A 14,770-nucleotide genomic window follows, 5' to 3' on the forward strand; every position below is an offset into this window, starting at 1 on the left:
ATGTTCTCAGCCCTGTTCATCAGCCGGCCTAAGCTGGCGCTTGTTATTTCGCTTGTCCTGACCATCATGGGCGCCATCGGCTACCTGGTTCTGCCAGTTGCCCAGTTCCCGGACATCACGCCTCCGGTCGTCAGCGTAACGACCACCTATACCGGTGCCAACGCCGAGACCGTTGAAAACACCGTCGCCGCGCCCATTGAGGCGCAGGTAAACGGTGTGGATGACATGATCTATATGACGTCCACCTCGTCCGATAACGGCTCGTATTCACTGAATATTACCTTCGAGGTCGGCACTGACCCCGATATCGCCTCGGTGAACGTGCAGAACCGAGTAGCGCAGGCCATGTCCTCATTGCCGGCTGAGGTGACATCCTCGGGTGTCGTGACGCAGAAGGCGTCGACCAACATGCTGCTGCTGGTGACGCTGACCTCACCCGAAGGCACGTATGACAGTGTGTTTCTGTCCAACTATGCCTCGATCAACCTGAAAGACGCCCTGGCGCGGGTTCAGGGGGTCGGTAAAGCAGACGTTCTGACCAATCTGGAATACGCCATGCGGATTTGGATGGATCCGGACCAGATGGCCGCCCTGTCCATTACACCGGGTGACGTCATCAACGCCATCCGTGAACAGAACGTCGAAGTGTCGGCAGGCTCGATCGGTGCGCCTCCGGTGCCCGAGGGGCAGACGTTTCAGTACACGATCAAGACCAAGGGCCGCCTGACCTCGCCCGAGGAATTCGGCGATATCGTCATCCGTACAGGTGACGCTGGGTCTATCGTACGGGTCAAGGACATTGCCCGGGTGGAACTGGGTGCGGAATATTACGCGGCCTCGGGTTATTTCGACAGCGTTCCGGCAACCGTCATCGGCATCTATCAGGCCCCCGGCGCGAACGCGCTGGCGGTGTCAGAACGTGTCGAGGCCGAGCTGGAGCGGCTGTCGCGCACTTTCCCTAACGATGTGGAATATGACGTTCCCTTCAACACCACTGATTTCGTGGAACAATCCCTGAATGACGTGGTCACAACCCTGATCCTGACGTTCACTCTGGTGATTTCGGTTGTGTTTGTTTTTCTGGGCAGTTGGCGGGCGACGATCATTCCGGCGGTTGCGATCCCGGTCTCTCTGATCGGCACGTTTGCGTTCCTGCTGCTGTTTGGAATGTCATTGAACACGATCTCGCTGTTCGCTTTGGTTCTGGCCATCGGGATCGTGGTGGATGACGCGATTGTTGTGGTCGAAAACGTCGAACGGATCATCGCGGACGAAGGATTGCCCCCAGCCGAAGCAACCCGCAAGGCCATGGGGCAGATCACCGGCCCAGTGATTGCTACCACGCTGGTTCTGCTGGCCGTGTTCGTACCGGTGACCTTTATGCCCGGCATCTCGGGGCGGCTGTATTCACAGTTCGCGGTAACCATCTCAACCGCCGTTGTGATTTCGTCGATCAACGCGCTGACACTGTCGCCAGCCTTGTGCGGACTTGTACTCAAGGCGCGTTCGGGGCCACCCAAAGGGTTGCTCGCGGTATTTGAACGGTTCATCGGCAGCATCCGTAGCGGCTATGTCGCTATCGTACGCAAACTGCTGATCCTGCCGGTCGTTGGCCTGGGCGTCATTGTTGTACTGGCAATGGGCACTGGAACTATCATGTCCAACACTTCCAGTGGCTTCTTGCCGCTTGAAGATAACGGTTATCTGTTCGTCGACATTCAGCTGCCAGACGCGGCAACGCTGGAACGGACCGAGGTCGTCTCGGCCCGTGTGGATGATCAGATTCAGCAGATCCCCGGCGTTTCAAGCACCGTTCTGATCAACGGCTTCTCGATCCTGAACGGCACCACCACAAATGGCGCGGCGATCTTTGTGAACCTCGAAAACTGGGATGATCGTCAGGATGATGACCTGAGCGCGGATGCTATCCTGCAAAAAGTGCTGGCCATTGCCTATGGAGAATCTGCGGCCTCGATCGTTGCCTTTAACCCGCCGCCAATTCAGGGCCTGGGCAATTCGGCCGGTGTCGAGATGGAGGTACAACAAACCGGGGGCGGCACGCCTCAGGATCTGGCCTCGGCCGTGGGGTCGTTCGTCTACGCGGCGAACCAGCGGCCCGAAATCGGGCAGTCCTATACGACCTTCCGCGCAAACGTGCCGCAGCTGTTCGTCGATCTGGACCGCGAAAAAGCCAAAACACTGCAAGTGTCCGTGGCCGAAGTGTTCCAGACCATGCAGGCGCAGTTGGGGTCGTACTACGTCAACGACTTCAACCTGTTCGGACGGGTGTATCGCGTGATGATCCAGGCCGATGGGAGCTATCGCGACAATGTCGAAGATATCTCGAACCTCTATGTCCGCTCGGAACAAGGTGAGATGGTGCCACTGGGCACGCTGATCGACGTGGAAAACGTGCTGGGACCAGTGCTGCTTAAGCGGCACAACCTGTTCCGGTCGGCGACCGTTACAGCTGTACCAGCGCCGGGCTTATCCACTGGCGATGCGATCAACGTGATGACCGAGGAATCTGCGACCGCCCTGCCCCCGGGATATGCGTTCGAATGGACTGGTACGGCGCAACAGCAGTTGGCCTCGGGCAGTCTGGTGATTGTGATCCTAGGGCTGGCAATCCTGTTCGGCTATCTGTTCCTCGTTGGCCAGTACGAAAGTTGGACAATGCCGGTATCGATCCTACTGTCGGTGATCGTGGCCCTGTTCGGGGCGGTGGCCGCTGTGGCGATCGTGGGCAGTGATATCAACCTCTATACGCAGATCGGGATGATCATGCTTGTGGGGCTGGCATCGAAAAACGGCATTCTGATCGTTGAGTTCGCGATGGAGCAACGGGCTAATGGCCTTTCGATCCGGGATGCCGCCGCCGAGGCAGCCTATCAGCGTTTCCGCGCGGTGATGATGACCGCCCTGTCCTTCCTGCTGGGCGTTGTACCGCTGCTAGCAGCGAGTGGTGCGGGTGCGGCCAGCCAGAAAGCGATCGGTGTTGCCGTCTTTGGCGGGATGCTAGCAGCCACGCTGGTTGGTGTCATTCTGGTGCCGGTCCTCTATGCCCTGATGCAGAGTCTCAGGGAATGGATCAAGGGAACCAAAAACGATCCCGAACCATCTGAGGAAGCCGCATAAAAGAAAAACCCCGCCATTTTGGCGGGGCTTTTTCCTAGGCTGCAGCCTGCTCGCTGCGTTGATCCATCCAATCTTGTATTCGGGCGATCTGTTCGGCGCTCAGACGCAAGCCCAGCTTGTTTCGACGCCAGACGACATCCTCGGCCGTGCGGGCATACTCCTTGTCCATTAGCCACTCCAACTCTCGCGCAGTCAGTGTGGCACCGAAGTCCTCACCCAAGTCTTGGGCGGATTTCGTATCCCCTAGAATGATCCTGGCCTCGGTGCCATAGGCGCGCACAAGACGCTCGGCCCAGGCGCGATCCAAGAAGGCAAAGTCAGCTTCCAACCCGGCCACCAAATTTTGCACACCATCGACAGGGAAACCCCCACCGGGCAAGGCAACGCCCGCCGTCCACGGGCCTGGTAGATCGGGGAAATGCTCGGCTGCTTTCTCCAACGCACTCTCGGCCAGCCGTCGGTAGGTTGTGATCTTGCCGCCAAAGACGTTCAGCACCGGCGCCCCGCCCTGCGCGTCTACCTTCAACGTGTAGTCCCGCGTCGCGGCGGTGGCGCTGCTGGCACCGTCATCGTACAGAGGGCGGACACCGGAATAGGTCCAAACGATTTCGTCTCGCTTCACCGGTGTCTTGAAATACTTGGTCGCAAACGCGCACAGGTAATCCTGTTCCGCCTCGGTACACACCGGAATTTCAGAAGGATTCGGATGATCCTGATCCGTGGTGCCAATCAGGGTGAAGTCACGTTCGTACGGGATTGCGAAGATGATACGCCTATCCTCGCCCTGAAAGAAATAGCACTTGTCGTGGTCGAATAGCCTGCGCGTCACGATATGGCTACCGCGCACCAACCGGACGCCCTCGCGAGAATTCACACGGATTTTCGACTGAATGATGTCTCCGACCCACGGACCGCCGGCGTTGATCAGCACTTGGGCTTTGATCACGCGGGTCTCGTCCCTGTCGCGGTCTCGAACCGTTACCTCCCACAGGTCGCCAACACGTTCCGCTGACAGAACTTCAGTGCGGACCATAATTTTAGCACCGCGCGCCTCGGCGTCGCGGGCGTTGAGGACGACCAGACGCGAATCCTCGATCCAGCAATCTGAATACTCATAGGCCGTCTCAAACTTGTCCTGCAGCGGCCGTCCTTCTGGTGCGGTATTCAGGTTCAGGGACGCTGTGCCCGGCAGGATTTTACGCCCGCCCAGATGGTCATACATGAACAGGCCCAACCGGATCAGCCAGGCCGGGCGACGTCCCTTCATCCAAGGCATCACGGTGCTTAACAGGCGCGAGGTTGGCGTTTCGGAATCAAACCGCATGTCTGCGTGGTACGGCAGCACAAAGCGCATCGGCCAGCTGATATGCGGCATAGCCCGCAGCAGGGTTTCGCGTTCGATCAGGGCCTCACGCACGAGGCGGAATTCGAAGAACTCCAAATACCGCAACCCGCCGTGAAACAGCTTGGTCGAGGCTGACGAGGTTGCCGAGGCCAGATCGTTCATCTCGGCTAGTGTCACCGACAGCCCGCGCCCCGCCGCGTCGCGTGCGATGCCGCATCCATTGATACCGCCACCAATGATGAAAAGGTCTGAGATCTGGTCGTGTGACTGTTCCATATCTGGATGATTCCCGTTTGTGGAAAACGCGCGCTCATTAACCGTACAGGTCCGCGCTTCGTCAATGTTTGTTTTCGTTTTTGTTCGTTTTATCACGTAAACTTGGATTATTCGTGTAATAGCCCAGTATATTATTGCAATTCAACGAAAACAGAACAAAAACGAACACATCACTTTTGGAGCCAACCGTGTCCCTTTCCTTTCGCCAGTCAGACATTCTGAACATCGCCAGACAAGATGGCCGCGTGATGGTCGAAGACCTGGCGCTGCGGTTTGATGTGACGGTTCAGACCATCCGCCGCGATCTCTCGGAACTTGCTGACATGGGGAAGCTCGATCGCGTGCATGGTGGTGCTGTCCTGCGTTCGGGGGTGTCAAATATCGGGTATGAGGATCGCCGGGCGCTTAACGCAGACGCCAAGGCGCGCATCGCGCAGCTCTGCGCGCAGGATATCCCCGATGGCGCATCTGTGTTCCTGAATATCGGCACCTCGACCGAGGCTGTTGCCCGGCAATTGCTGGATCACAAGGACCTGATGGTGGTGACCAACAACATGAACGTCGCCAATATTCTGGTCGACAACCCAAACTGTCAGATCGTTGTGGCGGGCGGCGTGCTGCGCCGTTCGGATGGGGGGTTGGTCGGCAACCTGACGATTGCAACTATCGAGCAGTTCAAGTTCGACTATGCCATCATAGGGTGTTCAGCATTGGATGCCGAAGGTGATCTGATGGATTTTGACTTTCAAGAAGTTCGGGTCAGTCAGACCATCATTGCCCAAGCCCGCCGAACCTGCCTGGTGGCCGACCACTCCAAATTCCAACGCACAGCCCCCGCCCGAATTGCTTCATTGTCCGATGTCGATGTGTTCTATACCAACAAAGCCCTTCCCAATGCACTGACCAAGAAATGTTCCGAATGGCGAACAAAATTAAAGCTGTGCGCCTGACCCCAAGTAATTCGCATTAAACGGGAATTTCCTTCGCGAGTTCTTGCCAGAACCAAATTCACCTGACACACTCCCCCATATTGCAATCGTCGCACGGGAGGGGAGAACCGAGCCATGATAGCGCTTTTATTTGCGTTACTTACAGCCACGATGGGGCTGAATTATTTTCAACGAACCACCGCGGCCAATGCGCTGTTCTTTTTCACGCTGGCGTTGAGTGTATATTGGCTGAAATTTCACGCCACCAGCCAACTGACCATCCAATTGTAGGGGGCAGTGATGACGCCGGAACTTTCACGCAACCTCAACGCTCTTGGTATGTTGGCCGTCAGTCTGGTGTTGGTGCTGGCCTATGTCTACCAACTGAAACTCTATGAACTCCCCTGCCCTTTGTGCCTGTTGCAAAGGGTTGGGTTTGTGGCCGTCGGGGTTGGGCTGGGCCTGAATTTGCTGTACGGCGCGCGACCGCAACACTATGCCATCATGTTGCTTGCGGCGCTGTTCGGCGGCAGTGTGGCCGTGCGCCAGATTCTGCTGCATATCGTACCGGGGACTGGTCACTATGGCTCGCCGGTTTTGGGGCTGCACTATTACACCTGGTCTGCGATCTGCTTTTTCCTGATCTTGCTGGGCACAGCCTTCATGCTGTTGTTTGACCGGCAATACGCCGAAAACTCCCAACAACCGCGTTTTGGTGGAAGCATTTTGGCCAAAAGCGCGTTTTTCATCATGCTGGGGCTGGCGGTGCTGAATGCGGTGTCGACCCTAGTGGAATGCGGGCCAGGAATTTGCGCAGACCCTCCCACCAGCTACAAATTGATTGACGAACTGGGCACCAACGGCTGAGGATAGGGTAACCTTCCCAAAAGGAGGCACGAGCATGGGACTATTGGGGCAGCCGCTGGGCTATTACGACTACCTGACTTTCGTGGCATTGATCCTGCTTCTTGCGGCAGTAATGGCGCTGATCCTCTTTATCATGGGGTTACCGGGGCGGATTGCGATCAAACGCAACCACCCTCATGCCGAAGCCGTCAAGATCATGGGGTGGATGGGCTTTCTGGCCGTTGTGCCGTGGGTGCATGCCTTTATGTGGGCTTTCCACGATGGCGTCACAGTCGACATACGGCGCACACCTGACGATGAAAAAGATGCTATTCGCAAGGAAATCAAGCGGTTGGGCGGAACGGTGAACGAAGAATACAGCGACCCGTTGGATCCTGACGAGACGCAGAAAAGCTAAGGCCAAAGGAAGTCACAGAATATGTTTGTCGCCCTCGGCATTACGCTGTTCTACATCATTTTCGTCTGGTTCATTTTCTTCAAAGCGAAGTTACTGAAGTTCAACATCACCTGGGGTGTCGTTTCATTCTGGGTCGGCGCGCATCTGCTGCTGATCTTCCTTGTCGCACTGCGCTTTTTTCAACCGTTTTCTATCGACAGCCACGTGGTGCGTTCGACCATCCAAATCGTGCCGCGGTTGACCGAGCCTACGATCCTGACCGAAGTGCTGGTCGAACCGAATACCGCGGTTAAAAAGGGCGATCCCCTCTATCGCTTTGACGACACTGTGTTCGCTTTGGAAGTTGAAGAGGCGACCGCTCAGCTGGTGGCAGCCGAGCAGAATGCCAAAATCCTGGAACAGGACGTGATCGCGGCGTCCGAGGCCATCGAGCGCGCAAATGCGCAGCTGGCTTACGCGCTGACCCAACAGGCGCGGTATCAGAACCTCGTGCCTGCAGGTGGCGCGCGGCAGGACGAACTGGATCGCTGGGATGAGCAGGTTACCGAGGATCAGGCGCAGGTCAAAGAGGCCGAGGCCAATCTCGAAAAGGCCCAACTAGCTCTGGATTCCCAGATTGACGGGGTCAATACCGGCATCCTTCAGGCGCAGGCTCAGTTGGAAAAGGCTCAGTATTTCCTTGATAACACGACGATCTATGCGCCCGAAGACGGCATGATTGTCTCGCAACAGGCCCGCCCCGGTCTGGTTGTTGGCGATATCCGGCTGGGCGCAATTGCCAGTTTCGTGACCAAGGACAATCCCTACATTCTGGCTACCTATCGCCAGCAGAACCTGAAATTCGTGGAACCAGGTCAGGAAGTAGAGGTCGCGTTGGATCTTTACCCCGGCGAGATTCTGACCGGCAAGGTCGAAGCGATCTGGTGGGCCACACGTCAGGGTCAGTACCTGCCCTCGGGCCGCCTGCCGGGTTTTGAGCTGCCGAAGCTGCCCGGGCGTATTGCGGTACAGATCTCGGTCGATATTCCGGACAGTCACACCTTTCCTGCCGGTGGTCACGCAGCGGTGGCCATATACACCGGTCAGGGCAAAAGTTTCGAATTCCTGCGGCGCATCAATATCCGCCTCTATTCCTTCGCCAACTTCATCCGACCACTGGATATTTGAGGACGCATGACATGACCCGGGCCAGACTTCACCGCAGACTGATCGGAACCGCCCTTTGCGCGGCCCTGCTGATCGGTTGCACTCCGGTTGGCCCGGATTTCGTGCGTCCGAACTCTCCGGTCGTGAAGGAGTGGATCGAGGTGAACAGCCCCAGCGCTGGCCCCAGCGGCCTGACCTCGCGCAGCGCGCCGGTGGTGAAATGGTGGGAGACGTTCAACGACCCCACCCTGAACAAACTGGTGGCCGAGGCTTATGCCCAAAACCTTGACCTGCAGGTGGCCGGTGCGCGCGTCCTGCAAGCCCGCGCTCAGCTAGGTATCGCGTTCGGAGAGTTGTATCCGCAATCTCAGGCCATCGGAGGCTCGATCGAGCGGCGGCAAATTAGCGACAACCTTGGACCAATTTCGGACGTTCAGCGGATCATCCCCCTCGACACAGAATTCTCGACCTCGCAAGTTGGGTTCGATGCGCAATGGGAGCTGGACGTCTGGGGCCAGCAAAGGCGCGGCGTTCAGGCCGCGCGGTCAAATCTGGCGCTGCAGGTGGCGAATTACGACGACGCGCTGGTGACGCTGACCGGCGATGTCGCCGCCCTCTACGTGAACATCCGCGCATTGCAAGAATCTCTGGCGGTGGCACGCGAGAACATTCTGCTGCAACAAGCATCCGCCGACTTGACCCAACTGCGCTTTGACAACGGTGTGACGACCGAGTTGGACGTGCAGGAATCTACTGCCCTGCTGAACAACACCAAGGCGCTGGTCCCCGAGATTGAAAGCGATCTGCAACAGGCCAAGAACGCGCTGGCTGTGTTGCTGGGGGCGACGCCCTCGCGCATGACCAGCTTGCTGGGTAATTCGGGGCGCATCCCCTCGGCCCGGTCGAATGTTGCCGTGGGTGTTCCGGCCGAGTTGCTGCGTCGCCGCCCGGATGTCCGCGCGGCCGAGTTGGCGGCGGCAACGCAATCGGCCGAGGTCGGCATTGCGATGGCTGATCTGTACCCGCAATTCATCCTGTCAGGGTCCATCGGCCTGCAAGCGTCGGGCGGGCGGGATTTGTTTTCCGCAGCCAGCTCAACCAGTCTGGCCAATGCAGGTGTGGTCTGGAACGTGCTGAATTACGGTCGGATTAAGAACAACGTGCGTGCGCAGGACGCGGCCTATCAGGCGCTGATCGCCAATTACCAAAACACCGTTCTGACCGCCTATTCCGAGGTGGAAAGCGCGATGGTCGCCTATGCTCAATCGCGCAAGCAGGTGGGTTTTTACGAAAACAGCGTCACCGCATCACGTAAGGCCGCCCAGATCGCGGTCGATCAGTATCGAGACGGTATTGCCGACTATTCCCGCATTCTGAACACTCAGACCGCGCTGCTGCGGTCGCAGGCCAATCTGATCGAGGCACGGCAACAGGTCTCAGGCAATCTGGTTGCCGTATACAAGGGGCTGGGCGGTGGTTGGCAAATCCGTCAAAATCAGGAATTCCTGCCTGAAACCGTGCTCGCCGAGATGGCATACCGCACCGATTGGGGCGACCTGCTGCAACAAGATCCAACGCGGGCAAGCCTCAACTAATCGCTACTTGGTCAATCCGCGCAGTCCGCCGGAAATCAGGATGTTCACTTCATACAGGATGCGCGGCGCTGCAAAACCGCCCGGGCTGGCCAGATAATTCGGACTCCATTCCGGGTCGAATTTCTGCTTGAAGGATCGCAATCCTTCAAAGTGATAAAACTGTTCGCCATGCTCATAGACGAACCCGCCGACACGGTTCCAGAACGAGGCCAACTGCCGGTTCTCGATCCCTGAAAACGGTGCCGCGCCCAGCGAGAACCAGTGGAACCCCTGCTCTGCCCCCCAAGACATCATTTCGGCAAACAGGGCATCCATGACAAAGCTGGGGCTGTCGGGTTCATAGCGCATCAGGTCCAGCGAAAGCTCGGACTTGTGGCCGCCCTGGAACAGGTTGGCGAACGCAACGATCTGGCCGGTATCCCCGTTCCGCAGTACCGCATGGTCAAAGTATGTCAGGTAGTCATCATCGAACCCACCAAGAGCAAACCCCTTCTCTTCCCCCGCTTTGTTTTCCAGCCAATCATCCGAGATTTTTCGCAGTTCCGACAGCACAGGGGCCAGTTCTTCTTTCGGGATGATTTCGAACACATACCCTTCACGCTCGGCCCGGTTTTTGGCCTGTCGGAACCGTTTGCGGGATTTCCCATCCAGCGAGAAGTCTTTCAGCGGCACACGCGCGACCTCACCGATTTTCAGGATAGACAGACCCAAGTCCAGAAAGGTTGGCAGGTATTTGGTCGAGACGCTATAAAACGCACAGAGTTTGCCCTCTCGGTCCGCCATTTCGCGCAGTTGCCAGATCAGCTGCTGGCCTGCCTTTTCATCACCAACCGGCTCTCCCTTGGTGATCAGCGCATTGCCGGTGTCGGCATAGGCCAGAAATGCGGTTTCATCCGGCGCGATCAGAAACTGCTTGTCCCCAGTCAGCGAGATCTGCGCTTCGGTATCTTCGCTTTCCAATGCCAGCCGTTCGACGACAGGCGGTATTTCTGTGCGTACCAGTTCAGGGATTTCCCGCCCGAACAGCGAATTCACGGCCACCACACCTAGGATGACTGCCACCACAAGACTGGAACGCAGGAACCGCGAGGCGTCACCATTCCACGCGAAATCCCACCACAGGGCGTTCTGATATTCGACATGCGAATAGGCGAATAACCCAATCCAGAAAATGACGGCCAACAAAGCTACGACGCTGACCAGCCACGGGATGTTCAACCGAAAAATCGACGCGCCGCTGACCCGGTAAAACGCACCCCGGAATGTGGCCAGCACCGCGATTGAGGCCAACATGCCGATCGCCTCGTGCGTATCCAACCCTTTGGTCAACGAGGCAACGAAACCGGCCACCATCAGCAACATCGCCACAATCCAGGCACGATAAAGTTTGCGGAACAGACCGCGCGAAATCAGGATCAGAAGAACACCTATTGCGCTGCCTGCCAGATGTGAGGCTTCGACAAAGGACAAAGGTAGAAAATCCCTCAGAACACCAAGACTTTGGCTGCTGGACGGTAAGGCCCCGGACACCAACAGGATGATCCCGGCAACCGCCGTCACGCCTGCGGCCACCATCGGCACAATTGGACGGATCGCGCGATAGACCCACGTGGCCGCGCCGCTGATGTGGTGGCGATGCGTCAACGCCGAGGCCACGGCAATCGACAAGGTGGCAATGGCAAAGGGCAGGAATGTGTAGACCAGCCGATACAGCAGCAATGCGGCGATCACGTCGGATCGGCCAGAGGCACCCAAACCTGCGATCAACGTCGCCTCGAACGCTCCAATGCCACCCGGAGCGTGGCTGACGATGCCCACGGCGATTGCCCCGATATAGATCGTGAAGAAATAGGGATAACCAACCCCAAGGTCGTCGGGCATCAGGGTATACAGGACCATCGAGGCGCCAAACAGGTCTCCGATTGCGGCCAGAGTCAGCAGGCCGGCCAGTTTGCCGCCAGGCAGGTTGAACCCGAACCCGCCATAGGCCAGCTTGCGCCCGCCCCGAGCGAGCCATAGGAACAAGGCCACCAGCGCGGCCAGCATGCACAGCCCGATTATCGTTTCAGTTGTATCGCTGATCGGCAGGACCTTTGAGATCCCGTCTGGATGCAGGGTCAGCAAAATCCCCAGTAACAACACCAGCCCCGACCAGAACGCGATCCAAGAGGTCGCGATGACCCCGGCAACCCGGCTTAAATCCAACCCTAGCGAGGCGTATATGCGATACCGGATCGTCGTCCCGGTGATGTAGGAAAAGCCAAGACAGTTCGATACGGCATAGCCACTGGCTCCGGCCATACCCGCTACGGTCAGGGGAACCTCGCCATCCGCCACGCTTTGCACAGCCAGCACGTCGTACATGGACAGGGACAAAAAACTGAAACAGGTCCAGCACAGGGCGATGAACATCAGTTTCCAGGATGTGTTTGCCACATCCACCTGAACATCTGCCCATTTCACGTGCTGGGACAGTTCGTGCAGTACAACCAGCGCAATCAACGTCACCAGTATTGGAACCGCAATTCTGACCGCTGGCTTTTCAAGGAATCCTGTGACCCGCTCGGCCAGACGAACGGCCCAAAGCTCTTTGTCAGTCTCCTGCGTGGTCATGGTTTCCCCCTGCTCTGAGGCACTGCAACGATCCTGTGCATGGTTCAGCGACGCAGGGCAACCTTGGCACAATTTCGTTGAACGTCAAAGCACTACAAGGGATCAGACCCGCCCTTTACGTGTGGACAGCAACAGATTGGTCTCGGACCGCGTTATCCCCTCCATCCGCCTGATCTGGAACAGGACTTCGTCCAGTTCGGCCAAGGTTTCGGTTCCGATCTCGGCAATCAGATCCCAACTGCCGTTTGTCGTATGCACGGCGCGTACTTGGCGCAGGGCCGCGATTCTGGCCATCGTGCGTTCGGTCCCGCGGCCTTCGATCTCAAGCATCATAAGGCCCCGCACCGGGCTTTCCGCCACGTCCAACCGGGTCAGGACAGTAAAGCCCACAATCTCACCCGATTGTTTCAGACGTTGCAGACGGCTGCGCACCGTGGTGCGGGTGACGCCCAGCGTCTCGGCCAGTTCAGACAGCGAGGCCCGCGCGTCCCGGTGCAGGGCATTCAGCAGCCTACTGTCCAAATCGTCCATAGTTATTTCTCATTTCGTTTATTGAGGTTTCATTTTGAACATTTTGTCCTCTTTTCGCAACCCACCCTGCGGAACTAAACAAACATATGGACAACAAACACGTTATATTGGTCGGCGCCCCGATGGACGCCGGCAAGCGCCGTCAGGGCTGCCGCATGGGGCCTGACGCTTATCGGGTGGCCGGTCTGGATCAGGCTTTGGCCAATCTGGGTCATCAAGTTTCGGACATTGGCGATGTCCAGCCGGACAGCACGGATGTGGCTGAGGACACACATCTGTTCGCCCTGCCCGAAGTTATCGGCTGGACCAACGCGCTCAGTCGTGCGGCGCAAGAAACTGCCCCCAAGGGTCTGCCGATCTTTATGGGCGGCGACCACGCGCTGTCGATGGGAACCGTTGCAGGCATGGCCGCCCATGCCCAGCAGATCGGACGCCCCCTTTTCGTGCTTTGGCTGGATGCCCATAGCGACTTTCACACCCCCGACAGCACTGGCAGCGGCAATCTGCACGGTACTCCTGTCGCCTATTTCACCGGCCAGGCGGGTTTTGATATTTTTCCAACCGTACCCGCCCCGGTTCCAACCGACCGCGTGGGCATGATTGGCTTGCGTTCGGTCGATCCTGCCGAGCGCGCACGGCTTGAGGAAGATCACGCCATGCTGGCCGATATGCGCAGCATTGACGAACACGGTATCAAAGCCCCATTGAACGCGTTTCTTGATCGGGTCCGGGCGGCGAATGGCATCCTGCATGTCTCGCTGGATGTCGACTTTCTTGACCCCTCGATCGCCCCCGCCGTGGGCACCACCGTCCCCGGCGGCGCGACCGAACGCGAGGCGCATCTGGTGATGGAGCTGCTGCACGAAAGCGGTCTTGTCTGTTCGCTGGACCTGGTCGAGCTGAACCCGTTTCTGGACGAACGCGGGCGCACCGCAAAACTGATGGTCGATCTGGCTGCCTCATTGCTGGGCCGCCGCATCTTTGACCGCCCAACACGGAGCTTCTAATGCACTCTCTGCAAGCCCCCCCTGCCGTCGTGATGATCCGGCCCCATGCGTTTGCTTCTAACCCTGAGACGCGCGACGACAACGCGTTTCAGACATTGGCCAACCGCTCGGCCGCGGCCACCTCTGCTCAGGCGCGTGATGAACATGATCAGGCGGTCGCATTGCTGCGCGATGCGGGTGTAAAGGTTCATGTCTTCGACGATCACGGGGACCTCGACACACCCGACAGCGTATTTCCGAACAACTGGTTCTCGACCCATCCCGGCGGGCATGTGGCGATCTATCCGATGTTTGTACCGTCGCGCAGGCGGGAACGCCGCGCGGACGTTATTGAGATGCTGAAACAGGAATACCGTGTTCAGGACGTGATCGACTATTCCGGGCTTGAGCAGGACAAGCTGGCGCTCGAAGGCACCGGAGCAATGGTTCTAGACCACGTTGGCCGCGTCGCTTACACGGTCAAATCCAACCGCGCCGATCCCGTTTTGTTGGAGCGTTTCTGCACTCATTTCAACTATGAGCCTATCGTGTTCGAAGCACGTGATGCCGAAGGGCGCGATGTCTATCACACCAATGTTCTGATGGGCATCGGCAGCGAGTACGCGCTGATCTGTCTGGACATGATCACCGATCCGAAACGGCGCGCGACCGTAAAAGCCCGGTTGGAAGAATCCGGTCGCACGGTCATCGACCTGACCCACGAACAGATCGCAGAATTCGCCGGTAACGCCATCGAACTCAGTGGTCGGGATAGTCTGGTTTTGGCACTGTCCAGCCGGGCGCTTGCCGCCCTGACCCCGGATCAACTCGCAACAATCGAAGCCAGCGCAACGCCGTTGCCGCTGTCCGTTCCCACAATTGAAACTGCCGGTGGATCCGTGCGCTGTATGATTGCAGGCATCCACCTGTCCCGTCGATAGGAGACC

General features: G+C 57.9%; 12 protein-coding genes. 9 read left to right on the forward strand and 3 right to left on the reverse strand.

Annotation, left to right across the window (positions count from 1 at the left end; genetic code table 11):
- On the forward strand, positions 1-3,138 hold the full coding sequence (locus AB1A64_RS08350; protein ID WP_366550987.1) for a multidrug efflux RND transporter permease subunit: 3,138 nt from the start codon (positions 1-3) through the stop codon (positions 3,136-3,138).
- A 34-nt stretch (positions 3,139-3,172) separates the two neighbouring features.
- Here the strand turns inward: AB1A64_RS08350 and glpD are convergent, their stop codons facing one another.
- Entirely contained in the window at positions 3,173-4,759 is a 1,587-nt protein-coding gene (gene glpD, locus AB1A64_RS08355) for a glycerol-3-phosphate dehydrogenase (RefSeq protein WP_366550988.1), read from the reverse strand.
- A 188-nt stretch (positions 4,760-4,947) separates the two neighbouring features.
- Between glpD and AB1A64_RS08360 the strand changes: the two genes are divergently transcribed.
- From AB1A64_RS08360 to AB1A64_RS08385, 6 genes are all read left to right on the forward strand, one after another.
- Entirely contained in the window at positions 4,948-5,709 is a 762-nt protein-coding gene (locus AB1A64_RS08360) for a DeoR/GlpR family DNA-binding transcription regulator (RefSeq protein WP_366550989.1), read from the forward strand.
- 114 nt (positions 5,710-5,823) lie between these two features.
- Positions 5,824-5,979 (forward strand): DUF5993 family protein, encoded by a 156-nt coding sequence (locus tag AB1A64_RS08365; protein ID WP_366550990.1) that lies wholly within the window; start codon positions 5,824-5,826, stop codon positions 5,977-5,979.
- Between the two features lie 9 nt (positions 5,980-5,988).
- Entirely contained in the window at positions 5,989-6,555 is a 567-nt protein-coding gene (locus AB1A64_RS08370) for a disulfide bond formation protein B (protein WP_366550991.1), read from the forward strand.
- Between the two features lie 34 nt (positions 6,556-6,589).
- The gene (locus tag AB1A64_RS08375) at positions 6,590-6,952 is read left to right on the forward strand and encodes a DUF3302 domain-containing protein (RefSeq protein ID WP_170348435.1); all 363 of its coding nucleotides are present in this window, start codon (positions 6,590-6,592) and stop codon (positions 6,950-6,952) included.
- 21 nt (positions 6,953-6,973) lie between these two features.
- Positions 6,974-8,119, forward strand: coding sequence for an HlyD family secretion protein (locus AB1A64_RS08380; protein ID WP_366550992.1), 1,146 nt, complete (start codon positions 6,974-6,976; stop codon positions 8,117-8,119).
- Positions 8,120-8,130: 11 nt separating this feature from the next.
- A complete protein-coding gene (locus tag AB1A64_RS08385; protein WP_366550993.1) occupies positions 8,131-9,693 on the forward strand; it encodes an efflux transporter outer membrane subunit in 1,563 nt (520 codons plus the stop codon).
- A 3-nt stretch (positions 9,694-9,696) separates the two neighbouring features.
- Here the strand turns inward: AB1A64_RS08385 and mprF are convergent, their stop codons facing one another.
- Together mprF and AB1A64_RS08395 are read right to left on the reverse strand one after the other, a co-directional pair.
- On the reverse strand, positions 9,697-12,306 hold the full coding sequence (mprF, locus tag AB1A64_RS08390) for a bifunctional lysylphosphatidylglycerol flippase/synthetase MprF (protein ID WP_366550994.1): 2,610 nt from the start codon (positions 12,304-12,306) through the stop codon (positions 9,697-9,699).
- Positions 12,307-12,408: 102 nt separating this feature from the next.
- A complete protein-coding gene (locus AB1A64_RS08395) occupies positions 12,409-12,837 on the reverse strand; it encodes an Lrp/AsnC family transcriptional regulator (RefSeq protein ID WP_058280995.1) in 429 nt (142 codons plus the stop codon).
- Between the two features lie 86 nt (positions 12,838-12,923).
- On the opposite strand from AB1A64_RS08395, the gene rocF reads away from it, so the two are divergent.
- Positions 12,924-13,844: an arginase gene (gene rocF, locus AB1A64_RS08400; protein WP_366550995.1), complete on the forward strand. Its 921-nt coding sequence runs from the start codon at positions 12,924-12,926 to the stop codon at positions 13,842-13,844.
- Positions 13,844-14,764: a citrulline utilization hydrolase CtlX gene (ctlX, locus tag AB1A64_RS08405; RefSeq protein WP_366550996.1), complete on the forward strand. Its 921-nt coding sequence runs from the start codon at positions 13,844-13,846 to the stop codon at positions 14,762-14,764. Before rocF ends, ctlX begins: the two co-directional genes overlap by 1 nt.
- The last annotated feature ends 6 nt before the right edge of the window (positions 14,765-14,770 follow it).

Origin of the sequence: Ruegeria sp. ANG10 (genome assembly GCF_040705255.1) — a bacterium.
In the GTDB taxonomy this organism is placed as follows: domain Bacteria; phylum Pseudomonadota; class Alphaproteobacteria; order Rhodobacterales; family Rhodobacteraceae; genus Ruegeria.